The following is a 21,716-nucleotide window of genomic DNA, read 5'->3' on the forward strand; positions in this document are numbered from 1 at the left end:
CCTTTAAAATTGCATCCGGGCCTGCAACGGACGGGAACCGATGGCCAGTCGATCCCGTCAAGCAATGGGTATCATCAATCTCGTTCCACATCCCGGATCGATCAGGCCGGATTGCCTAGATGAGCCGGTTCGGAACCATTCTCTTGAAGAACCCATTACCCAAAAGCCATTTTCACGCGGCTTTTGGGTAATGAGTTTTAAAAACGATGACGACGGAAAGGGACATAAAGCCCCTTCCCGCCAGCAATCGCAAGATTACTTAACGTCAACCTTGGCGCCTGCGTCCTCAAGCTTCTTCTTGAGATCAGCAGCTTCAGCCTTGGAAACAGCTTCCTTGACCGGCTTCGGAGCGCCTTCGACGAGGTCCTTGGCTTCCTTGAGGCCGAGGCCGGTGATGCCGCGAACTTCCTTGATGACGTTGATCTTGTTGGCGCCAGCGTCAACCAGGATAACGTCGAACTCGGTCTTTTCTTCTTCAACAGCAGCAGCAACGCCAGCACCGCCAGCAGCAGCAACAGCTACCGGAGCAGCAGCGGAAACGCCCCACTTTTCTTCAAGAAGCTTCGACAGTTCTGCAGCTTCCAGAACGGTCAGCGAGGAGAGGTCTTCTACGATCTTTGCGAGATCAGCCATTTTGATAGTTCCTTTTGTTCAGTTCGAACCAGTTTGAATATTTACAGCGAAAAACCGCCTTAAGCGGCTTCGTCCTTCTTGGCGTAAGCCGAGAACACGCGGGCAAGCTGGCTTGCCGGTGCTGCAACAACCGTTGCGACGCGAGTTGCCGGGGCATTGAGAAGGCCCAGCAGCTTTGCACGCAGCTCGTCGAGCGAAGGCAGGGTCGCAAGCGACTTGACTGCTTCGGCGTTGAGCGTGGTTGCGCCCATGGCGCCGCCCAAAACAACGACCTTGTCGTTGGTCTTGGCGAAATCCATGACGACTTTCGGAGCGATCATCGGGTCAGTGCTGTATGCAATCAGCGTCTGTCCCTTGAAGAGATTGGTCATCCCTTCCGACTCCGTACCCTGAAGAGCGATCTTGGCCAGGCGGTTCTTCGCGACCTTGACGGTGCCTCCGGCAGCGCGCATCTTCGAACGGAAGTCGTTCATCTGCGCAACGGTGACACCAGCATAGTGGGCCACGACAACCGAACCGGAAGCCTTGAAGACTTCGTTCAGCTCCGTGACGAATTCGCGTTTTTCCGCTCTTTCCACTGTCTGTCTCCAGTAGACGGGACCACATGATTGTGAACCCGTCGGGTTTGCCTTTGCCCCAAGGGACCTTTTTACAAAGATCCCGAGCGACGCTCGAGGATCCTGTCCCCCGCTCTGTCGCCGCAAACGGCTTCAGGCACAGGCACACCAGGTTCGAACCGGACAGTCAGGCATCGAAAGATGCCTCAAATCCAGCCTCACCCGTCTCATGCAGGCTAAATGATTAAGGCCAAATCCCGAAAGACAAGGCCACCCGCAATCTCGGACAGGAGTTCCGGGTTTCCCCGGAAATCTCCGGCTCCCTGGGAGCCGGAAATTCTTTTATTCACACTCCCCTGGGGAGCGCGAGAATTTATTAAGCGGTGACCGACGAAGGGTCGATCTTGACGCCCGGACCCATGGTCGAGGAAATCGCCACGCGCTTGACGTAGTTACCCTTGGCACCAGCCGGCTTTGCCTTGATGACGGCATCGGCAAAAGCCTTGATGTTTTCTTCAAGAGCCTTGGCGTCGAACGAAGCCTTGCCAACGCCAGCGTGTACGATACCGGCCTTTTCTACGCGGAATTCGACAGCGCCGCCCTTGGATGCCTTGACGGCACCGGCAACGTCCATGGTCACGGTTCCGACCTTCGGGTTCGGCATCATGCCACGCGGGCCGAGTACCTTGCCGAGACGGCCGACGAGCGGCATCATGTCCGGGGTCGCGATGCAGCGATCGAAGTCGATCTTGCCGCCCTGAACGATTTCAACCAGCTCTTCTGCACCAACAACGTCAGCACCAGCAGCCGTAGCTTCATCGGCCTTGGCGCCACGTGCGAAGACGGCGACGCGAACGTCACGGCCGGTGCCGTTCGGCAGGTTGACAACGCCACGAACCATCTGGTCCGCATGGCGCGGGTCAACGCCGAGGTTCATCGAAACTTCAACGGTTTCGTCGAACTTGGCGACTGCACGTTCCTTGACCATCGAAATGGCGTCGGTGAGAACGTAGAGCTTGTTGGAATCCACGCCTTCGCGGATCTTCTGAATGCGCTTTGCTACCTTGGCCATGATCAACCTACCACTTCCAGGCCCATGGCGCGGGCAGAGCCCTCAACCATCGCCATTGCGCCTTCGATGTCGGCTGCGTTCAGATCCTTCATCTTGGCTTCAGCGATCGTCTTGACCTGAGCCTTGGTGATGGAGCCGACCTTGGCGCCCTTGCCGGGCGTCTTGGAACCGGAGGTGATCTTAGCTTCCTTCTTCAGCCAATACGTCATCGGCGGCTGCTTCATAACGAAGGTGAAGGACTTGTCCTGGTAGTAGGTGATGACGACCGGAATCGGCATACCCTTTTCCATTTCCTGCGTGGCGGCATTGAACGCCTTGCAGAATTCCATGATGTTAATGCCACGCTGACCAAGTGCCGGACCGATCGGCGGGGACGGATTGGCCGCCCCGGCCTTTACCTGCAACTTGAGCTGGCCTGCAACTTTCTTAGCCATATCTCTCTGCCTTTCAATTCAAACCGGTTACCCGGCTTCTCTCAAGCCGGATTGCTCCGGCGGCTGCGGTTGCGTGGTGCGGCGCCCTGCCCCGGCTTAAAGAGCCAGTTAGCCTTCCACGCGCTTGGGGCTTCACCCCGCCAATCAGACCTTTTCGACCTGATTGTATTCCAGCTCGACCGGTGTCGCGCGGCCGAAAATCGAAACTTCCACCTTCAGGCGCGAACGCTCTTCGTCGACATCCTGCACCACGCCGTTGAACGACGCGAAAGGACCGTCGGAAACGCGAACCTGCTCGCCGATCTCGAACGAAACCGAAGACTTCGGACGCTCGACACCTTCCTGAACCTGACCGAGGATACGCTCGGCTTCATAATCGGGAATCGGAACAGGCTTGCTGTCCGAACCGAGGAAACCGGTAACCTTCGGCGTGTTCTTGATGAGGTGATAGGCCTCATCCGTCAGGTTGGCGCGCACAAGCACGTAACCTGGAAAAAACTTGCGCTCGCTATCGACTTTGCGGCCGCGACGCACCTCGACCACCTTTTCGGTCGGCACGAGGATTTTCTCGAAAAGATGATCCAGACCCTTCTGACGGGCTTTTTCCTCGATCGACTCCGCGACCTTCTTTTCAAAATTCGAATATGCGTGAACGATATACCAGCGCGCTGCCATTTTTATTCTCCGTTCGATCCTTCTACCGGGCCCTTGAGCGTGCCGTTACCGGCCCACACTCAGCACCAGGCTGAGCAGCCAGCCGATGAGCTGGTCCGCAGCAAAGAAGAACAGAGCCGCAAAAATGACCATCACCAGCACCATAGCCGTCGAAATCATGGTCTCGCGGCGCGACGGCCAAGTGATCTTTGACGCTTCGGCGCGAACCTGCTGCAGAAACGTAAACGGATTGGTTTTGGATGCCATTGACTGCCCACGCAATTACGGCGCGTAAAGCCGATACTAATCAGCCCCACGCACCGCGTGTCTGTTTTGACCCTACATAAACACCGATTCCACTTTTAACAAGAGGAAATCGACATTCGGCGAAATTCGCCGGTAAACCGGCCCCATCTGCCATGCAGCGAAAACCGCGCTTGCGAATGGAAAGTGGCAGGGGCAGAGGGGCTCGAACCCCCGACCTGCGGTTTTGGAGACCGCCGCTCTACCAACTGAGCTATACCCCTTCATCACCTGAACCGGCCGCGAAATCGCTTGGCCAATTCGGTATGCGCTCCTTTAAGGTGCAGGGGAAAGAATGGCAAGTGTGTTTTTTGTTTTTTCCACTCCGCCCCCGAAAATCGTGCACCCGTCAGGGTTTGACGTATTTCCGCCAGTCATGTTCTTCCCTGAAACCCAGAACTTCGCGAATCTTGCGGTTGGAGATCAATCCCTCATGGTCCCCGATATCGCGACGAAATTGCACGCCAGGGAAATATGTCCGCGCAAGCTCTCGCGTGGGAACCGTCGCCGTCGCACTATCATTGACGGCGTTGAAGACCTGATAGCCGAGACCGTCCTTCTCGACGCACAAATGACAGATCTGACCGAGATCACGCGCGTCGATGTAACCCCAGGCATTGCGTTTACGCGTCTCAGGACGGGCAAAGAAGTCGGGAAATTTCTCATATTCATGGGGTTCGATGACATTACCGATTCGCAGCGCGTAAATGTCGTATCCGCTTCGCTCTGCAAAGGCCCGCGCGGTCTTTTCATTCACCACTTTCGACAGTCCGTATGAATCCATCGGATCGACGTCGTAGTCCTCCTCAAGCGGGAAATGATGGAAATCCTTATCGCCTTCGGCAAAGCAGACGCCATAGGTGGTCTCGCTCGATGCGATGACGATCTTGCGAATACCAAGCTTCACCGCGGCTTCGATAACATTGTAGGTTCCCATCGTATTGATGCGGAACGTCTCGTTATCAGGCTTTATCAAAATGCGGGGAACGGCGGCAAAATGGATCACCGCGTCATAGGGCAGAACGCCCTTCCCGCCTTCAAGCTCGGCAAAGTTGCTATGCATCGACAAGGCATTAAAGACCTGCCCGCTGTCGCTGATATCGACGATGAGATTGGTCACGCCCGGCCTGTCGAGGGGCACGAGATCGATGTTGTGAACCTCATACCCTTTGTCGATAAGCCAAGGAATTACATGCCTTCCCGCCTTGCCGGAACCGCCGGTAAATAGAATGCGCTTTTTCATGATACTCCTCATTGTCTCCCCGGCAATGACGTAGCAGCCCGGAGAGAAGAACGAAAGCTATTCTCTCCTCTGAGCCGTGCGGCACAAAACAAAAAACCCCGCTGTCTCCAGCGGGGTTTTCTCAAATCCCTTACGGGAAAAGATTACTCGACGATCGAAGCCACGATGCCGGCGCCGCGCGCAAATCGCGCTTGCGCGCCATTTGCACATCTTAATTGCCGTCGGCAGGCTTACGGCATCGTTAGCGATCGTTATTCAACGATCGAGGCAACGATGCCGGCGCCGACGGTACGGCCGCCTTCGCGGATAGCGAAGCGCAGCTTTTCTTCCATCGCGATCGGAACGATCAGCTCGACGTCAACGGTGACGTTGTCGCCAGGCATAACCATTTCCGTGCCTTCAGGAAGCGTAACGATGCCCGTCACGTCCGTCGTGCGGAAGTAGAACTGCGGACGGTAGTTCGTGAAGAACGGCGTATGACGGCCGCCCTCTTCCTTCGTCAGGATGTAGGCTTCAGCCTTGAACTTCTTGTGCGGCTTGACCGAACCCGGCTTGCACAGGATCTGACCACGCTCGACGCCGTCACGGTTAACACCGCGAACCAGTGCGCCGATGTTGTCGCCGGCCTGGCCCTGGTCGAGCAGCTTGCGGAACATTTCAACGCCGGTAACCGTCGTCTTCGACGTCGGACGGATGCCGACGATTTCGACTTCTTCACCAACCTTGACGATACCGCGCTCAACGCGACCCGTCACAACCGTACCACGACCCGAGATCGAGAACACGTCTTCGATCGGCATCAGGAACGGCTGGTCGATCGGACGCTCAGGCGTCGGGATGTAGGCGTCAACCGCTGCCATCAGCTCGCGGATCGCGTCTTCACCGATCTTCTTGTCGCTGTCTTCAAGAGCAGCAAGCGCCGAACCCTTGATGATCGGGATATCGTCGCCCGGGAAGTCGTAGGACGACAGAAGTTCACGAACTTCAAGCTCGACGAGCTCCAGAAGCTCGGCGTCGTCAACCTGGTCGACCTTGTTCAGGAACACGACGATCGCAGGAACGCCAACCTGACGGGCAAGCAGGATGTGCTCGCGGGTCTGCGGCATCGGGCCGTCAGCAGCCGAGCAAACCAGGATCGCGCCGTCCATCTGCGCTGCACCCGTGATCATGTTCTTCACGTAGTCGGCGTGGCCGGGGCAGTCAACGTGAGCGTAGTGACGGTTCGGCGTCTCATACTCAACGTGCGCCGTCGAAATCGTGATACCACGCGCCTTTTCTTCAGGAGCGGCGTCGATCTGGTCATACGCCTTGAACTCGCCGAAGAACTTCGTGATTGCCGCCGTCAGCGACGTCTTGCCATGGTCAACGTGACCGATCGTGCCAATGTTGACGTGCGGCTTCGTCCGCTCAAACTTGCTCTTTGCCATGTGAATTGCTTCCTGTGAACGTGAAGTAGTTTCCCCGGCGCACCGGTTTGGTGTCGCCGTTTAAGGCTTTGTAAGCGAATGCGCAAGACTTAATTGTGAAAGCGTCTTCGCGCGCGCCCAAAGCGTGCCTTGAGGCCCGTATATGGTATCTGATCTGCGACATTCAAACCGTCGCGAGGACGAAGCCAGTGCCGACCCGGCGGCTCCCTTCTACGGAATAGTCGATCACTAAATAAGATATTTCCATCACAACTTCTTTACCTGCACCGGCATGATGGCTTAAGGACATGTCATCGCCGGGGAGAGACGGGCGACTGGAATCCGTCGCGGGCGCGCCATCAACGCCATACCTCGATCCGTCGCCTCCTTCGCGACCTCTGCACCGCCTCAGGACCATCCCATGGAAATCTTCACAGCCGCCGGCTTCACGGCATTCCTACAGGTTATCGCAATCGACCTCGTGCTGGCGGGCGACAACGCCATCGTCATCGGCCTTGCCGCAGCCGGTCTGCCCGCTCACCTTCGCCGCAAGGCGATCCTGGTGGGCATCATCGCCGCCACGGTTCTTCGCATCGGTTTTGCCGCCGTCACCGTGCAGCTTCTCGCCATTGTCGGCCTGCAATTGTTCGGTGGCCTGCTGCTTGCCTGGGTGTGCTGGAAGATGTGGGTCGAACTGCGTGAGGCCGCAGGTTCCATCGAAGACGAGGTGACGGACGAAGAGGCCGACCTGACCAAGGGTCATAAGACTTTTCTCCAGGCCGCGACCCAGATCGTCATCGCCGATGTTTCCATGTCGCTGGACAATGTCCTTGCCGTCGCCGGCGCTGCGCAGGAACATGTGACGGTGCTTATCATCGGCCTCGTCGTTTCAATTGCGCTCATGGGCCTTGCCGCCAACTTCGTCGCCAAGCTGCTGCACCGCTATCGCTGGATTTCCTATCTCGGCCTAATGGTCATCATCTATGTGGCCCTTAACATGCTGTATCACGGTACGCTCGAGGTTCTGCCCCATCTCCAGACCTATCTGAGTTGAAACAGCCACCAGAAACGCTTCTACAGAAGGCCCGGAAACACCCGTTTCCGGGCCTTTTCCATGACTTGCGCCCATGAAGCCGCCTCACTGTCGCGGGACAGGAAGAATCAATCGAAGCACTTGCTGCAACATCGGGAGAGAACAGGAAAATCGTGAATTTTCGCCGATGGATTCTGGCAATTGAGGTCAGGCACGGGCAAGCCTAGGGAGCTAATCAATAAGTCATAATAATAAAAAGAAAGGTAAAGCTGCCAATGGCTTATGACTGGAGCGGCGGACGTACCCGCCGCCTTCGCAGGGTGAGGCTCGGCGTTGTCGCCAGTTCTCTCATCCTGCTGGCGCTTCTTGCGTCGCTCGTTCTTGGCTGAACGCGCCGCGCGCGCACTTCCACGCTGACCGGCGGCATGGCAAGGTTGTCACAAACCGCCCTGCCGCCGCTCCTTTGCGGAAACGAGCAAACGTTTAGGGTTTTTTGGTCTCGATGCAATGAACCGGCTGCTTCATCTGCGGATCGGCCATCAGATCGTAAAGATCCGCCTCATCACCCTTCGACCACCAGACATACATGCCGCCCTGATATTTCGCTCCCGAGCCGGAAATGACATTTGCGGCAACGGTGACGCCATCCTTCAGCCCCAGCCGAACGAGGCTGATCTCACCGGCATTGAAATAGACGGCCTCCACCTTGTCGGCAGCGCATTGGTAGACGGTCTCAACCTTTTCGACCGTCGTGTCTTTCGGAAGCGGAATCACCAGGTCTTCAGCCATGGCGCCGGTCGCAATCGACGTGGAGAAAACTGCAAGGCATGTCGCGGCAACGGATTTTTTCATGATGACCCTTTCCTGATTTCACCGAACCATAGGGTCACGCCAGCAAAGCCGAAATGGGGCGGCCGTCTCTCAACACCTCAAATTTTTTGGGAATATCGGCCTCATAGGCGAACCTGGGGCTTCTCACCAAACAAGCCTTGCGGCGGCTTCATTCAGGCCGGTAAGCCTGGTAGAAACTATCGAAACAGCCAATAAACCACGCCAAGGATCACCGTCCACATCAACAGCGATATGGCCAGCACGGTGAGATAGTTTCGAAATCGTCTGGTCATCAGCCCACATTGCCAGCGAACCGTCATCGGACAGCCGCAGCCGTTGAATTGCTGGCTGCGGATCGACCCGCAGCATCAGATCTTTCTATCAAGAGACTGAATCGCAAGCCATTCGCAGATTTTACCCGCCCGAAAACGGGGTTGCTCCCAGCCACGGATTTCCCACCGTCAAGGACGGACTGATCCGCGACAAGTCTTGATCGCGGACAAGATGCGATATCCGCATCTGCCGGCCAATGGCGGCAGGGAAAAAGGCCCAAGGGAAACGATCGCGACCCAACGACTAACGCGTTATCCGAAGCCGTGTCGGATAACGCGCCAATGCCGGCGGTACTTGGCCAGCCGCCCGCCTGTCTCAGCTCTTCAGGGCCGTGTTGCACAGGCTCCAGTAGCCGCCGCCCTTCTGGATCCATTTCAGATCGCCGAGCGTGCCGTCATTCTTGTTCTTGTGGTAAGAGTCGGCACAGGTTTTCAGGCGTGCCTTTGCGGGCGTCTCGCTTGAATATTTCTTATCGACCGCACGCGGAAAAGCGACGCCCCTGGGAGCTTTTATCGTCGCTTTTTCGGGCTCTTTTTCTGTCGTGGCCGCGACCTGCTTGTCGTCGGCCGCATCCTCGGCTGCCGCCTCGCTGCCGCAGAACTTGGCGCGATAGTCGTTCCACTTGACGTCCTTGGCAGACCCGTCGGCTTTCGCCGCCTGATATTTCGCGCTGCACTCCTTCATGGTGAGTGCGGCTGCGGGGGAGACAAACGCCGCCGATGTCAGCAGCGCAAAGGATGAGAGAATGACAACCCTGTTAAACATTGAAGGCTCCCGTTTGCATGATTGCCGGGCGACTATCCGACCGGATTTTGCGCTTGTCAACGAGCCGTGCGGCACGGATACAAAGTCCGGTTGAACCGGCATAAAACGCGCTCATCGCGGACAGCGTTTTCCCGATGAAGCCGACGTCGCAGAATCACGTCTTCGTGTGACGTCAAGCCTCCAGCGGAACGAATTTCCTAAGTTTTCGTTAGCATACCGAACGAATAACGAGGATTTATCGATGTTGAGGATGCCGAAGACCATCTCCGCGCTCGCTCTTGGCGTCGCGATATCTGCCGCTGCGGTCGTTCCCGCCAACGCGCTGAGCCTCATACCGCCGGCCTACAAAGTTCAGGCACAGGCTTCAGATGAGCGAGGCTATCCCGCCTCTGCCTTTGCAGCGGGCAAAGGTGAAGAGGCCGTGTCCAACGGCTACGCCTTGTCGCCAGCCGAGATCAACCATATAAAATGGTGTGCGGCGCGTTACACGTCCTATCACCCCACGGATAACAGCTATATGGCGCCTGCCGGGACACGAACGCAATGCCGCTCGCCCTATTGAAAAGACCGAGGCCTGGGCTGGATCTCCAGCCGGGCCGATGCGGGGAAGATAAAATTTACCTTAAATTCTATTGATCTGAACCTTTATCCCTGCAAGCCGTTCATGCAGCTGCCAACGGGGAAAACGCGATGTTATGGAATCTGGAAAAGCTGGAGCAGGAGCGACTTGACCTGATCGAGGTGATTTCCGCCCTGCGCCGTGTTGAGCGTCTGTCGCAAACGGACCGGACCTCGGTCTTTGAGGAAATTACGGCCCATATGGGACGGTTGAGCGAGCTGGACGCGGAAAAACTGCGAATCCAGTCTGCCCTTGAGGCATACTGAAGACGATTGAGCATGGCCAAAACCCACAGATGCAGTCAGACCCCATCGCAAAGCGCAGGCGGAACGCCATCCCACAGTTGAAAAGTGTCAACAGTCGAAAAGTGCCCAAAGACGGGCGCATGTTTCCGCCGAAAAAAACAGGGCGACGAAATAAGCGGAAAAGAAGATCGAGTGATGATGGGAAGAGCGCTGGAGCGGGTAGCGGGAATCGAACCCGCGTATTCAGCTTGGAAGGCTGCTGCTCTACCATTGAGCTATACCCGCGGTGGTGATTTCGATCCGTGCAGAATGGTGGAGGGAGTTGGATTTGAACCAACGTAGGCGTAGCCAACGGATTTACAGTCCGTCCCCTTTAACCACTCGGGCATCCCTCCAGCTTTCTGCTAGGATCGAGCGACCAAGCTCTTCAGATTTCGCTGCGGCGAAGCGCCGTTGCGTCGTCTGTGGCGCGTATATGACGGCCTCGTTCGTTTCTGTCAACACGCCCATTCACGAATTTTCGGGAAAAAATTCAAACCTCTTTACCGCCCTGTGGATTATCGCGGGGGCTGGTGCGCGCCTCGTCCCGGAGATATAAGGCGCCATGAGCAAAGACGATCCCAAGAACAAATCCACCCGCGACACGCACTATGCCAACCTGCGCCGCGCCGTGCGCGACGCCAAGCGCGAGCGCGGCGAGATTCCCACCCCGCAGCAGCCGAAGCGCAAGAACCGCGGCGCAGACGACTGGAAGCCGCCGCAGCTTGCGCCCGACCAGGTGCATCTTTACGGCCTGCATACCGTGCGTGCGGCACTCGCCAATCCCGAACGGCAGATCGTCAAGCTCTCCGTCACCCAGAACGCCTTTGCGCGGCTGGATATCGGCGAGGCGGATGCCCAGCCCTTCCCGGTCGAGATGGTCTCCCCTCAGGATATCGACCGTGTGCTCGGCCCCGAGGCCATCCACCAGGGCGTGATGCTGGAAACCCGGCCGCTGCCGGTCAAGCGTCTCGGCGCGCTGAAGGACAGCCCGCTCATCCTCGTGCTCGATCAGGTCACCGATCCGCACAATGTCGGCGCCATCATGCGCTCGGCGGTCGCCTTCAACGCCGGCGCCGTCATCACTACCATGCGCCACAGCCCGACCGAGTCGGGCGTGCTGGCGAAATCGGCCTCCGGCGCGCTGGAACTCATTCCCTATATCCAGATCACCAATCTGGCCGATGCGCTGGGCGAACTTCACAAGCTCGGCTTCTTCTCCGTCGGCCTGGACTCCGAAGGCCCCGCCCCTATCGAACAGACCTTCAGCGGTGATAAAATCGCGCTGGTACTGGGCGCCGAGGGCAAGGGCCTGCGCCAGAAAACGCGCGAAACCGTCTTGGCGCTCGCCCGGCTCGATATGCCCGGCGAGATCAAATCGCTCAACGTTTCGAATGCGGCAGCCATCGCCCTTTATGCAACGCAGCAATTTCTGGGCAAAGCGTCGTCCTGACGCTTTCCCTTCCTTGCGAAATCGCAAAGCGCAACGCATGCTGCGCCTTTGTCATTCGCATGGAGCACATCTCAACATGACCGACCAGACCATCAAACCGACCGGCGAGCTGACGCTCAGAACGCTTGCCATGCCGGCCGACGCCAATCCGGCCGGCGATATTTTCGGCGGCTGGGTCATGTCGCAGATGGACTTGGCGAGCGGCATCCGCGCCGCGGAGCGTTCCCGCTGTCGCGTGGTCACAGCGGCGGTCAAGGAAATGGCCTTCGAGCTGCCGGTGAAGATCGGCGATACCCTGTCGATCTATACCGATATCGCCCGCGTTGGCCGCACCTCCATCACGCTGACGGTGGAAGCCTGGGCGCAGCGGTCGCGTTATGACAAGCTGGAAAAAGTCACCGCCGGAACCTTCATCATGGTGGCGATGGACGAGAACGGACAACCCACTCCCATTCCGGCAGCGGAATGATTGGCGGAGCGGCGCTGGGTCCAGCGCCGCTCCGCATGCTCGGCAAGCGCGCCAGCAGCCTGCCGTCATTGTGTCGCGGTGACATTTCTCCGCAAATGTGACATTGCGACTGCATGGGATTCATTCGCAGGATCATGCAAGACAGAAGTTCGGCTGGCGCCATCGCCATGCTGGCGGTTTTGCTTTTCCTTTTGCAGGGTCTCGCCAACGGTCTGACCAGCGGCAACATGGCGATGGCCGCGCTCGCAGCGGATGAAGTCATCTGCTCCAGCCATATGCCGGAAGGCGGCTCCGGCAAACAGAACCCGGCCGGCAAGATAGGCGACGATTGCTGCGGCACGCTCTGCCGTCTGGCTTCGGCCACGGCCGCCGCTCTTCCGGTTATTCCCATCGAGCGCGCGGACAATATTCTCCCCGCGGTCGAAGTCGCCTTCCTGAACGTCGACGCGGCGTTGCCGCCATCGCCGCCCAATCTGGAATCGCGCCCACGCGCACCTCCCTCCGCTCCGCAGCGCTAGAACACTGTCCGGCCTGCCGGAAAATCAATTCTCTTGCGGAGACATCCATGTCCGTTACGACCTCTTTCGAAGGCGAGCGTGCGCCTGCGCATTCCTCGTCCATAAATCTTTACCGCGCCGTATGGCGCTGGCATTTTTATGCCGGTCTTCTCGTCCTGCCCTTCATGATATCGCTCGCCGTCACCGGTGCGCTTTATCTCTTCCGGGATGAGTTCGATAATCTCATCCATGCGGACCTGAAGCGTATGGAGGTGGTGCAAAACGCGCCGAAAGCCCTGCCTTCCGAGATCGTGGCCGCAGCGCTTGCGGTCGTTCCCGGCACAGCCGTCAAATATACCACCCCCGCCGATCCGGGCGCGTCGACGGAAATCACCGTCAATACGGCGGATGGAAAGCGGGCCGTCTATGTCAACACCTATACCGGAGAGGTGGCCGGTTCCCTCCCGGATCGTGGCACCGTCATGTGGACAATCCGCTATCTCCACAGCCTCAAATATTTCGGTACCTATGCCCGCTATCTGATCGAAATCGCCGCCGGCTGGTCCATCCTTCTTGTCGCTACCGGCATCTATCTCTGGTGGCCGCGAAAGCAGACCGGCGGTGTCGTGACCGTGCGCGGCACACCGAAAAAACGGGTATTCTGGCGCGATACCCATGCCGTCACCGGCATTTTCGTCGGTTTTTTCATCGTTTTCCTTGCGGTCACCGGCATGCCCTGGTCGGGCGTCTGGGGCGCCAAGGTCAATGAATGGGCGAATGGTAGCAACTTCGGATATCCGGCGGGCATTCGCACCGATGTTCCGATGTCGGGAGACCATCTCGACCACGTCGCGAAGACGAGCTGGTCGCTGGAGCAGGCGAAAATACCGGAATCCACCCATTCCGCCGCAGGCCAGCCAATCGGGATCGACGAGGCGATAGCACGTTTCGACGCGCTCGGCCTTGCCGCCGGTTACGCTGTCGCCCTGCCGGGAAAACCGACGGGCGTCTATAGCGGCTCCGTCTATCCCGACGATCTGGCGCAGCAACGTGTCATCCATCTCGATCAATATAGCGCCAAACCGCTGATCGATATGAGCTACGCCGATTACGGCCCGCTCGGCAAGGCGCTGGAATGGGGCATCAACGTGCATCTGGGCCAGCAATATGGCCTTGCCAACCAGATCGTACTTCTGGCGGCCTGTATCGGCATTGTGCTGCTTGCCGTGTCTGCCGGCGTCATGTGGTGGAAACGCCGTCCGAAAGGGTCACTCGGCGTGCCGCCTTTGCCGCAGGAAAAACGCGTCCTGTACGGTCTGCTCGCCATACTCGCCATCGGCGGCGTCATTTTCCCGCTGGTGGGCGCGAGCCTGCTGACCATGCTGGTGCTGGATTTGATCGTACAGTCGCGCCAGAAACGACGTGCAATCTGAAAATGAAAACAGCCGGGCGAAAATCCCGGCTGTTCCCCTGCTATTGGCAATGCGACCGCGAAGGCCCTCAGAACATTGTATTATTGTTCGCCGCTGTTTCCGGAACACGCTGGATCACGTCCCAATGCTCGGTGATCTTGCCATCGGTGACGCGGAAGATATCGACGATGGCCCTGCCGCGATCGCCTTCATTTTCCGTCGAATGGATGTGCAGATAGACCAGATCGCCATCCGTGGCGCTACGCACGATCCGCGCTTTCGACTGCGGGTTTTCCTTGAAGAAGCCGGTAAAATAATTAACAAACGGCGCCTTGCCATCCGGCACCATCGGGTTGTGCTGCTTGTAGCTGTCGACAAGGACGGCAGCTCCCTTCTCCACTTCATGCTTGTTGAAGACCGTGTCGTAAAACTCGATCACCAGCTTGCGGTTGGCCTCTTCCTGCGCGAAATCCCGCGTTGCGGTTTGCGCCAGAACCGGTGCGGCCAGCAGCGCGGGTGCAAGGGCAAGGGTGGCGACGGCAAGACGACGTGTCACAAAATTCATGGGCGATACCTCTCAATAACCGACGGTGAAACGCTGGCGGGAATGCTGCGGCTTCTCGATTTCATCGACAAGCGCGATGGCGTAGTCTTCGAAGGAAATGCGGCTGCCCTGCTCGTTGCTCAGAAGCGTATCCTTGCCGATCCGGAATTTGCCGGTTCTTTCGCCCGGCACGAATTCGGCCGGAGGCGACAGGAAGGTCCAGTCGAGCTGCTTTTCCTGTTTCAGCCGATCCAGGAATTCCGCGCCCTTCGTTGCCTCGGCCTTGTAGGCGGCCGGGAAATCCGGCAGGTCGACCACTCGCTGGCCGGGAGCTATTTCAAGGCTTCCGGCGCCACCGACCACGAGATAACGGGAAACGCCAGAGGCGCGGACGGCCTCGATCAGCGTCGCGGGATCGCTGGCGGTAAAGTGTACCGAACTGATCACGGCATCGTGACCCCTCAGCAGCTCCGAAAGCGCTGCCTGATCGAAGACATCGCCCTTTTTTGCCACCACATTTGGCAGGGCGGCGATCTTTTCGGGGTTACGGGCGATCGCCGTGACCTGGTGTCCACGGTCGGAAAGTTCCTTCAGGATACGGGATCCGGCATTGCCGGAAGCGCCGATGAGTGCGATTTTAGCCATGGCTTGTTTCCTCTGCTGTTATCGTCATTAGTCTAAATAATAGACCGTAGAGCAAAGCTATGGTATCGCGAGGTTTGCCGCAAGAAGTCAGGGGCCGGTGATCTGGTCACACGGCGATGACCTTGAAGGTACCCAAAAACGGGCAAGGGGGTAAGGACAATGCCGGATACGCAGACCAGGGAAATCTTCGCTTTCGAACAGCCCTGCCCCATCCGCGACGTGCTGGACCGCATCGGCGATCAATGGAGCCTGCTGGTTCTCGAAGCCCTCCAGGGCGGCGTTCTGCGCTTCAACGAGCTGAACCGGAGGATCGATGATATTTCCAAGCAGATGCTGTCACGCACGCTGAAGCGGCTGGAGGAAGACGGCTTCATTCGCCGCACGCTCTATGCGCAGGTACCGCCGCGCGTGGAATATGAGCTGACCAATCTCGGCCGCTCGTTTCTGGTGCCGATGCAATTGCTGGTGCAATGGGCCGATGAGAACCATGTCCGCATCTGCAAGGCGCGTTTGGAATATTCGGAAAGCGACAATCGCGGCTGAGGCACGTCTCCAGCCGCCACGCAACGCATCCATTCGAATTTCGTTCCGCCGCTTCGTTTCCTTTTTGTACTCATTTTTTCACCGCCTCCCCTTTTCTTTGCGCGTGACTCCCTCCATATTTCGCCGATGGCCAGATCACCGAAAAACACCACCTCCTCGCGTCAAGGCTTCGAGGAAGCTCCACAATCGTCGTTCGAAGGCGCGCCGCTCAGCGGCAGCGTCGCCGATTGGGTAAAGCAGCTCGAGGCGGAAGCCGAAGCGGGCTCGGTGGAAACCCAGCGAGAAATCGCCTCGAAAGCCGGCAAGCACCGCAAGAAGATCGAGATCGAAGCGCGCAAGGAAGCGGAAAAAGCGGCCAGCAAAACGGCTAAAAACACCACGGCTTCCAAGACAGCGCGCGGCGTTTCCATCGGCGCGTCGAGCGACCCGAAAACCCGCGCTGCGGCAGGTCTTAACCCGGTAGCAGGCATGGATGTCTCTCTGGAGGAGGCCGCCAACCTCGCGCCGGGCGCCGTCACCGCAACCGTGGATGCATTGTCGAAGCTGATCGAGAGCGGCAATCCGCTGTTCAAGGACGGCAAGCTGTGGACGCCGCATCGGCCGGCCCGTCCGCCGAAATCCGAAGGCGGCGTCGCCATCCGCATGGCCTCGGACTACCAGCCCGCCGGCGACCAGCCGACCGCCATTGCCGACCTCGTGGAAGGCATCAATTCCGGTGAGCGCAGCCAGGTCCTGCTCGGCGTTACGGGCTCGGGCAAGACCTTCACCATGGCCAAGGTGATCGAGGCCACACAGCGCCCGGCTGTCATCCTTGCCCCCAACAAGACGCTGGCCGCACAGCTCTATTCGGAGTTCAAGAATTTCTTCCCCGACAATGCGGTGGAATATTTCGTCTCCTATTATGATTATTACCAGCCGGAAGCCTATGTGCCGCGCTCCGACACCTTCATCGAGAAGGAATCCTCGATCAACGAACAGATCGACCGGATGCGCCACTCCGCCACCCGCTCGCTGCTGGAGCGCGATGACTGCATCATCGTCGCTTCCGTTTCCTGCATCTACGGTATCGGCTCGGTGGAAACCTACACCGCCATGACCTTCCAGATGCAGGTGGGCGACCGGCTGGACCAGCGCCAGCTACTGGCCGACCTTGTGGCCCAGCAATACAAGCGCCGCGACATGGATTTTCAGCGCGGCTCCTTCCGCGTGCGCGGCGATACCATCGAAATCTTTCCCGCCCACCTAGAGGATGCCGCATGGCGCATCTCGATGTTTGGCGACGAGATCGATTCCATCACCGAATTCGACCCGCTGACCGGCCAGAAGACCGGCGACCTGCAATCGGTCAAGATTTACGCCAATTCGCACTATGTCACGCCCCGCCCGACGCTGAATGGCGCGATCAAGTCGATCAAGGAAGAGTTGAAGGGCCGCCTCGCCGAGCTTGAGAAAGCCGGACGCCTGCTGGAAGCCCAGCGGCTGGAGCAGCGCACCCGCTACGATATCGAAATGCTGGAAGCCACCGGCTCCTGCGCCGGCATCGAAAACTATTCGCGTTATCTCACCGGCCGCAACCCCGGAGAGCCGCCGCCGACGCTGTTCGAATATATCCCTGACAACGCCCTGCTGTTCATCGACGAAAGCCATGTCTCCGTCAGCCAGATCGGCGGCATGTATCGCGGCGACTTCAGACGCAAGGCGACGCTGGCCGAATATGGCTTCCGCCTGCCCTCCTGCATGGACAACCGCCCGCTACGTTTCGAGGAATGGGACGCGATGCGTCCGCTCACCGTCGCGGTTTCTGCTACCCCCGGCTCATGGGAGATGGAACAGTCCGGCGGCGTCTTCGCCGAACAGGTCATCCGCCCGACCGGCCTGATCGACCCGCCGGTGGAGGTGCGCTCCGCCCGCAGCCAGGTGGACGATGTTCTCGGCGAAATCCGCGAGACCGCCGCCAAGGGCTACCGCACGCTCTGCACCGTGCTGACCAAACGCATGGCCGAGGATTTGACCGAATATCTGCACGAACAGGGCGTCCGCGTCCGTTACATGCACTCTGATATCGACACGCTGGAGCGCATCGAGATCATCCGCGACCTGCGCCTTGGCGCTTTCGACGTGCTTGTCGGTATCAACCTCTTGCGCGAGGGTCTCGATATCCCGGAATGCGGTTTCGTGGCCATCCTCGATGCCGACAAGGAGGGTTTCCTGCGCTCGGAAACCTCGCTGATCCAGACCATCGGCCGCGCCGCCCGCAACGTCGACGGCAAGGTCATCCTTTATGCCGACAACATCACCGGCTCGATGAAGCGGGCGATGGAGGAAACCGCCCGCCGCCGCGAGAAGCAGATGGCCTATAATGCCGAACACGGCATCACGCCGGAATCGGTGAAGGCGAAGATTTCCGATATTCTTGATTCAGTTTATGAGCGCGACCACGTAAGGGCCGATATTTCCGGAACTTCGGGCAAGGGCTTCGCCGATGGCGGCCATCTGGTCGGCAACAATCTGCAGGCCCATCTCAACGCGCTGGAAAAATCCATGCGCGACGCCGCCGCCGATCTCGACTTCGAAAAAGCCGCCCGCCTGCGCGACGAAATCAAACGCCTCAAGGCCGCCGAACTCGCCACCATGGACGATCCCATGGCCAAGGAAGAGGCCAAATCGCTCGAGGGTGGCGGCAAGTCCCAGAAAAACGGAACGAGCGCCCGCCACGAGTCGATCTCCCCCCTTGAGGGGGAGATGTCCGGCAGGACAGAGGGGGGTAACGCCGCGAACGAAAGCAGCAACTCCCTCTTCGCCAAGCCCTCTCTGGACGAAATGGGCCCCGGCTCGGACGCCGGAAAGCCGCTGTTCCGCAGGAACACGCTGGACGAGATGACGGTGGGAAGAACCGAAAAGCCCGTACGCGGCGCGGTGCCCGACAAGCCCGAAACCGAGGCCGGAAAACGCTTCTCACCGCTTATGGAGGGCCAGCCGGAACGGACCACGGACGATCCAAGACCGCTGGTCCGCGGCAAGATCGGTGCGGGTTCCTATGAGGATGCCGGGGAGCAGAAGCGCAAGAGCCGAACCAAGGGCAAGACGGGCCGGCCGGGGCGGTAAGGTGTATGCGAAGGTTGCAAGGATGCAGTTAACGACGCTGGAGGTGGGAAGGAATATGCATCGACATTACCTTGCCGCATCGTTCCTTCTCCTGTTCGGTAACTCAGCGCTTGCCGGCCAGATCGAAGACGCCACCTTCCACAGCGCGGCCCTGAACGCGCCGCTTCCCGTCAATATCTACCGCCCGGATGGTGTACCGCCCGAAAACGGCTGGCCGGTGCTTTATCTCCTGCACGGTCATGATGGCGACCAGAACAGCTGGCGCGATCTCGGCAATATCGAAAAAACGCTCGACACCCTCATCGCAGCCGGCACCATCCGGCCGCTGGTTGTCGTCATGCCCGGTGTCAAGAACAGCTGGTATGTGGATTCCGCCGCTGTTGGCGGCCCCGGCGACTACGAAACCGCCCTGACCGGCGACCTGCGCCACCAGATCGAAAAAACCCTGCCGGTGCGCAAGGATCCTCAAGGCCGTGCCATTGCCGGCCTTTCCATGGGCGGTTTCGGCGCCCTGCATCTGGCCTATGGCCATGAGGACCTCTATGGCGCCGTCGCCAGCCTGTCCGGCGCCATCTGGCAGAACGTCCCCGTCTCCGATCTCGACAAGACGCCCGCCGAATTGAAGCTCATTCAGGACAGCGCCTTTTTCCATCAGGTCGACCGCACCACAATCACCAGCGGCATCGTGCTGCCGTCCACCGGCGACCATTTCTCCGGGGCCTTCGGCACGCCTTTCGATGCGAGGCTCTTTAACGAGAAAAACGTCTTCACCCTCGTCGCCCAGCATGTCGCCGAAAACGAGGATCTGCCCGCCACCTATTTGACCGTCGGCGATGATGACGGCTTCTTCCTCTGGCGCGGCGCCATCGCCCTGCACGAGACGCTGCAGGCCGACAAGCGCAAATCCGAGCTGCGGGTGACCGACGGCGATCACGTCTGGTCGGTGTGGAAGGTTTCGATCATCGATGCACTGAAGTTTATCGATGGGGAGTGGGACAAGACTGCGGATATCGCCGGGGATTGAGGTGCGACCCACCCTCTCAAACGAGACAGATCGATCATCTCATGGGCCGCTTCTTCCCGCTCTTTTCCGCAAGGTTCAACGCCACCGCAGCCCGTATCAACCCCGCCAACGCCTCCTCATTCACGACATCCCCGTCGTGAAAATCAATCGCCCGCCGCGTATTGCCTTCCAGGCTGGAATTGAACAGGCTGGCCGGGTCTTCAAGCGAAGCGCCCTTCATAAATGTCATCTTCACGGCGCTCTTGTAAGTTTCACCCGTGCAGAGGATTCCGGCATGTGACCAGACCGGCACGCCGCGCCATTTCACTTCCTCAATCACCCCTGGATCGGCCTTCAGGATCACCGCACGGATGCGTGAGAGTGTATCGCCGCGCCAGTCGGCCAGTTCCGCAATTTTTCGGTCGATGAGGTCGGAGGCCGCGATCTCCTCCGCGTCTTTTTCCGTAACCTTTTTTGCCATGATGCCCTCCTGATTTCGCCGCGAGGCCACTCCCGACCTGCTGTGCCTCTGTTCCGGCTTTCAACATAGACGAAATTTTCCTGTCCTCCCATGAGGAACCAAATCCGCCACCCATCGTTTCCTCCCCGAACGCAACGTTCAGCATACAAAGGGAAGAAACATCATGAAAATCAATGTCATCGCTCTCGCTGCGGCAGCAGCGCTCTCCTCTTCCGTGGCTTTTGCCCAGACGGCCACGACTGCTCCTGCTGCCGGCGCGGACGCCGCTTTGTCCGGCCCCGGTATTACCATGGGCACCAAGGCCAGCGCCCCGCTGAAGTTCGTCAACGTTCAGAAGACCGACCTTACCGCCTCCCAGCTCGATGGCATGGACATCTATAACGCCCAGAACGAAAACATCGGTGAAATCGAAGATGTCGTCATCGGCGACGGCAAGTCGGTGATCGGTCTGGTCGCCAGCGTCGGCGGCTTCCTCGGCATCGACAAGAGCTATGTGGTCCTCGACCCGGCTTCCGTCGCTGTTCACAACGACAACGGTACCTGGAAGGCCTATGTCGACACCACAAAGGAATCGCTTCAGAACGCTCCGAAGCTCGATTACGACAAGCTGGACGACTGATTACCCCTGCAGTCCGCAAGCTTGTCCCCCCGCGCACTGTCGCGGGGGTTTTCATATGTGGCGAGTTATCGGAAAACCCGGCGCTCGCCGCCGGACGGCACTTGCCTGACGGCGCGCCTCTCGCCTATCTTCGGCGCGCAAATCACCAAGGATCGTTGCGTGCCCGCCAATAGCCTCTTTTCCTTTGCCATCAGCACCACCATCGCGCTCTGCGCCCTGCCGCTGTCAGCGCAGGCGGCCGACTGGAAACCGGCCGAGCAGATAAAAACCTATGCCATCAGCGGCAATACGGGCGGTGCGCTTTATCAGTCGATCGGCGAGCGCGGTCCGACCGCCGGCGTGCAGGCCATTGCCCACACCACTTTCAAGCTGACATGGCGGCGGGACTATCGTCCGCAGCCGGATGGCGCCTGCGTGCTGGCCACCGCGAGGCCCAATCTCACCATCATCTACACCTGGCCGAAAGCGCCCGCCAATCTGCCGCCCGCCGTCGCCGCCAGCTGGAGGAGCTTCATTTCCGGCGTGGAGACCCACGAGCGCGTCCATGGTGACCACATTCTCGACATGGTGAAAAAGATCGAAGCCTTCAGCATAGGGCTGCGGGCGGAGAACGATCCAAAATGCCAGAAGGTGCGCGCCGTTCTGCAACAACGCCTGGGTGAGCTTTCCAACGAGCAGCGCCAGCGCGGCCGCGATTTCGACCGGGACGAGCTTTCTCCCGGCGGGCGGGTGCATCAACTCATCCTCACCCTCGTCAACGGCCCCTGAACGGCCCCTG

General features: G+C 58.9%; 26 protein-coding genes and 3 tRNA genes. 12 read left to right on the plus strand and 17 right to left on the minus strand.

Going from position 1 to position 21,716, the window contains the following annotated elements; genetic code table 11:
• Positions 1 to 255: 255 nt before the first annotated feature.
• From rplL to tuf, 9 genes are all read right to left on the minus strand, one after another.
• Positions 256 to 633: a 50S ribosomal protein L7/L12 gene (rplL, locus tag O9X91_RS04045; RefSeq protein ID WP_077981787.1), complete on the minus strand. Its 378-nt coding sequence runs from the start codon at positions 631 to 633 to the stop codon at positions 256 to 258.
• Between the two features lie 59 nt (positions 634 to 692).
• A complete protein-coding gene (gene rplJ, locus O9X91_RS04050; RefSeq protein ID WP_004442637.1) occupies positions 693 to 1,211 on the minus strand; it encodes a 50S ribosomal protein L10 in 519 nt (172 codons plus the stop codon).
• A 355-nt stretch (positions 1,212 to 1,566) separates the two neighbouring features.
• Positions 1,567 to 2,262, minus strand: coding sequence for a 50S ribosomal protein L1 (gene rplA / locus O9X91_RS04055; RefSeq protein WP_077981788.1), 696 nt, complete (start codon positions 2,260 to 2,262; stop codon positions 1,567 to 1,569).
• Positions 2,263 to 2,264: 2 nt separating this feature from the next.
• On the minus strand, positions 2,265 to 2,696 hold the full coding sequence (rplK, locus tag O9X91_RS04060) for a 50S ribosomal protein L11 (protein WP_003523723.1): 432 nt from the start codon (positions 2,694 to 2,696) through the stop codon (positions 2,265 to 2,267).
• Between the two features lie 144 nt (positions 2,697 to 2,840).
• Positions 2,841 to 3,371 (minus strand): transcription termination/antitermination protein NusG, encoded by a 531-nt coding sequence (gene nusG / locus O9X91_RS04065; RefSeq protein WP_003523721.1) that lies wholly within the window; start codon positions 3,369 to 3,371, stop codon positions 2,841 to 2,843.
• Positions 3,372 to 3,416: 45 nt separating this feature from the next.
• Positions 3,417 to 3,617: a preprotein translocase subunit SecE gene (gene secE, locus O9X91_RS04070; protein ID WP_042618546.1), complete on the minus strand. Its 201-nt coding sequence runs from the start codon at positions 3,615 to 3,617 to the stop codon at positions 3,417 to 3,419.
• A 184-nt stretch (positions 3,618 to 3,801) separates the two neighbouring features.
• Positions 3,802 to 3,877 (minus strand) — tRNA-Trp (locus O9X91_RS04075).
• A gap of 125 nt (positions 3,878 to 4,002) precedes the next feature.
• Complete coding sequence (locus O9X91_RS04080; RefSeq protein WP_077981789.1) at positions 4,003 to 4,896, minus strand: NAD-dependent epimerase/dehydratase family protein; 894 nt, start codon at positions 4,894 to 4,896, stop codon at positions 4,003 to 4,005.
• A gap of 251 nt (positions 4,897 to 5,147) precedes the next feature.
• The gene (gene tuf, locus O9X91_RS04085) at positions 5,148 to 6,323 is read right to left on the minus strand and encodes an elongation factor Tu (RefSeq protein ID WP_065113659.1); all 1,176 of its coding nucleotides are present in this window, start codon (positions 6,321 to 6,323) and stop codon (positions 5,148 to 5,150) included.
• A gap of 400 nt (positions 6,324 to 6,723) precedes the next feature.
• Between tuf and O9X91_RS04090 the strand changes: the two genes are divergently transcribed.
• Positions 6,724 to 7,356, plus strand: a complete 633-nt coding sequence (locus tag O9X91_RS04090) for a TerC family protein (RefSeq protein WP_269826356.1) — start codon at positions 6,724 to 6,726, stop codon at positions 7,354 to 7,356.
• Positions 7,357 to 7,818: 462 nt separating this feature from the next.
• Here the strand turns inward: O9X91_RS04090 and O9X91_RS04095 are convergent, their stop codons facing one another.
• The 3 genes from O9X91_RS04095 to O9X91_RS04105 form a co-directional block, all read right to left on the minus strand.
• Positions 7,819 to 8,187: an MliC family protein gene (locus O9X91_RS04095; protein ID WP_077981758.1), complete on the minus strand. Its 369-nt coding sequence runs from the start codon at positions 8,185 to 8,187 to the stop codon at positions 7,819 to 7,821.
• Between the two features lie 123 nt (positions 8,188 to 8,310).
• Complete coding sequence (locus tag O9X91_RS04100) at positions 8,311 to 8,535, minus strand: hypothetical protein (protein ID WP_269833462.1); 225 nt, start codon at positions 8,533 to 8,535, stop codon at positions 8,311 to 8,313.
• A gap of 279 nt (positions 8,536 to 8,814) precedes the next feature.
• Positions 8,815 to 9,264: a hypothetical protein gene (locus O9X91_RS04105; RefSeq protein ID WP_149147271.1), complete on the minus strand. Its 450-nt coding sequence runs from the start codon at positions 9,262 to 9,264 to the stop codon at positions 8,815 to 8,817.
• A 241-nt stretch (positions 9,265 to 9,505) separates the two neighbouring features.
• Here O9X91_RS04105 and O9X91_RS04110 point away from each other — a divergent pair, with 241 nt between their 5' ends.
• Both O9X91_RS04110 and O9X91_RS04115 read left to right on the plus strand, forming a co-directional pair.
• Entirely contained in the window at positions 9,506 to 9,826 is a 321-nt protein-coding gene (locus O9X91_RS04110; RefSeq protein WP_077981756.1) for a BA14K family protein, read from the plus strand.
• A gap of 128 nt (positions 9,827 to 9,954) precedes the next feature.
• Positions 9,955 to 10,149 (plus strand): hypothetical protein, encoded by a 195-nt coding sequence (locus O9X91_RS04115; RefSeq protein ID WP_137410638.1) that lies wholly within the window; start codon positions 9,955 to 9,957, stop codon positions 10,147 to 10,149.
• Positions 10,150 to 10,339: 190 nt separating this feature from the next.
• Here O9X91_RS04115 and O9X91_RS04120 read toward each other — a convergent pair.
• Both O9X91_RS04120 and O9X91_RS04125 read right to left on the minus strand, forming a co-directional pair.
• Positions 10,340 to 10,413 (minus strand) — tRNA-Gly (locus tag O9X91_RS04120).
• 25 nt (positions 10,414 to 10,438) lie between these two features.
• Positions 10,439 to 10,523: transfer RNA gene (locus tag O9X91_RS04125), tRNA-Tyr, on the minus strand.
• A gap of 209 nt (positions 10,524 to 10,732) precedes the next feature.
• Here O9X91_RS04125 and O9X91_RS04130 point away from each other — a divergent pair.
• The 4 genes from O9X91_RS04130 to O9X91_RS04145 all read left to right on the plus strand — a co-directional run bounded on the left by O9X91_RS04130 (position 10,733) and on the right by O9X91_RS04145 (position 14,019).
• Positions 10,733 to 11,620, plus strand: coding sequence for a TrmH family RNA methyltransferase (locus O9X91_RS04130; protein ID WP_142911500.1), 888 nt, complete (start codon positions 10,733 to 10,735; stop codon positions 11,618 to 11,620).
• A gap of 76 nt (positions 11,621 to 11,696) precedes the next feature.
• Positions 11,697 to 12,089, plus strand: coding sequence for an acyl-CoA thioesterase (locus O9X91_RS04135; protein WP_077981754.1), 393 nt, complete (start codon positions 11,697 to 11,699; stop codon positions 12,087 to 12,089).
• 113 nt (positions 12,090 to 12,202) lie between these two features.
• Complete coding sequence (locus tag O9X91_RS04140) at positions 12,203 to 12,607, plus strand: DUF2946 family protein (protein ID WP_142911501.1); 405 nt, start codon at positions 12,203 to 12,205, stop codon at positions 12,605 to 12,607.
• A 47-nt stretch (positions 12,608 to 12,654) separates the two neighbouring features.
• Positions 12,655 to 14,019, plus strand: coding sequence for a PepSY-associated TM helix domain-containing protein (locus O9X91_RS04145; RefSeq protein WP_142911502.1), 1,365 nt, complete (start codon positions 12,655 to 12,657; stop codon positions 14,017 to 14,019).
• A 67-nt stretch (positions 14,020 to 14,086) separates the two neighbouring features.
• On the opposite strand, the gene O9X91_RS04150 is transcribed toward O9X91_RS04145, so the two are convergent.
• Complete coding sequence (locus O9X91_RS04150; RefSeq protein WP_142911503.1) at positions 14,087 to 14,563, minus strand: nuclear transport factor 2 family protein; 477 nt, start codon at positions 14,561 to 14,563, stop codon at positions 14,087 to 14,089.
• 12 nt (positions 14,564 to 14,575) lie between these two features.
• Entirely contained in the window at positions 14,576 to 15,187 is a 612-nt protein-coding gene (locus O9X91_RS04155; protein ID WP_142911504.1) for an NAD(P)-dependent oxidoreductase, read from the minus strand.
• A gap of 159 nt (positions 15,188 to 15,346) precedes the next feature.
• Here O9X91_RS04155 and O9X91_RS04160 point away from each other — a divergent pair, with 159 nt between their 5' ends.
• From O9X91_RS04160 to O9X91_RS04170, 3 genes are all read left to right on the plus strand, one after another.
• Entirely contained in the window at positions 15,347 to 15,730 is a 384-nt protein-coding gene (locus O9X91_RS04160; RefSeq protein WP_142911505.1) for a winged helix-turn-helix transcriptional regulator, read from the plus strand.
• 126 nt (positions 15,731 to 15,856) lie between these two features.
• Positions 15,857 to 18,835, plus strand: coding sequence for an excinuclease ABC subunit UvrB (uvrB, locus tag O9X91_RS04165; RefSeq protein WP_142911506.1), 2,979 nt, complete (start codon positions 15,857 to 15,859; stop codon positions 18,833 to 18,835).
• 55 nt (positions 18,836 to 18,890) lie between these two features.
• A complete protein-coding gene (locus O9X91_RS04170; RefSeq protein WP_142911507.1) occupies positions 18,891 to 19,859 on the plus strand; it encodes an alpha/beta hydrolase in 969 nt (322 codons plus the stop codon).
• Between the two features lie 34 nt (positions 19,860 to 19,893).
• Here the strand turns inward: O9X91_RS04170 and O9X91_RS04175 are convergent, their stop codons facing one another.
• On the minus strand, positions 19,894 to 20,319 hold the full coding sequence (locus O9X91_RS04175; protein WP_142911508.1) for a DUF1801 domain-containing protein: 426 nt from the start codon (positions 20,317 to 20,319) through the stop codon (positions 19,894 to 19,896).
• Between the two features lie 163 nt (positions 20,320 to 20,482).
• On the opposite strand from O9X91_RS04175, the gene O9X91_RS04180 reads away from it, so the two are divergent.
• Both O9X91_RS04180 and O9X91_RS04185 read left to right on the plus strand, forming a co-directional pair.
• Positions 20,483 to 20,938 carry a PRC-barrel domain-containing protein gene (locus tag O9X91_RS04180; RefSeq protein WP_077981745.1) on the plus strand — a complete coding sequence of 152 codons (456 nt, stop codon included), beginning with the start codon at positions 20,483 to 20,485 and terminating at the stop codon, positions 20,936 to 20,938.
• Positions 20,939 to 21,097: 159 nt separating this feature from the next.
• The gene (locus O9X91_RS04185) at positions 21,098 to 21,706 is read left to right on the plus strand and encodes a DUF922 domain-containing Zn-dependent protease (protein WP_142911823.1); all 609 of its coding nucleotides are present in this window, start codon (positions 21,098 to 21,100) and stop codon (positions 21,704 to 21,706) included.
• Positions 21,707 to 21,716: the final 10 nt, after the last annotated feature.

It is taken from the genome of Agrobacterium salinitolerans, from assembly GCF_027498475.1.
GTDB classification, from domain to species: domain Bacteria; phylum Pseudomonadota; class Alphaproteobacteria; order Rhizobiales; family Rhizobiaceae; genus Agrobacterium; species Agrobacterium salinitolerans.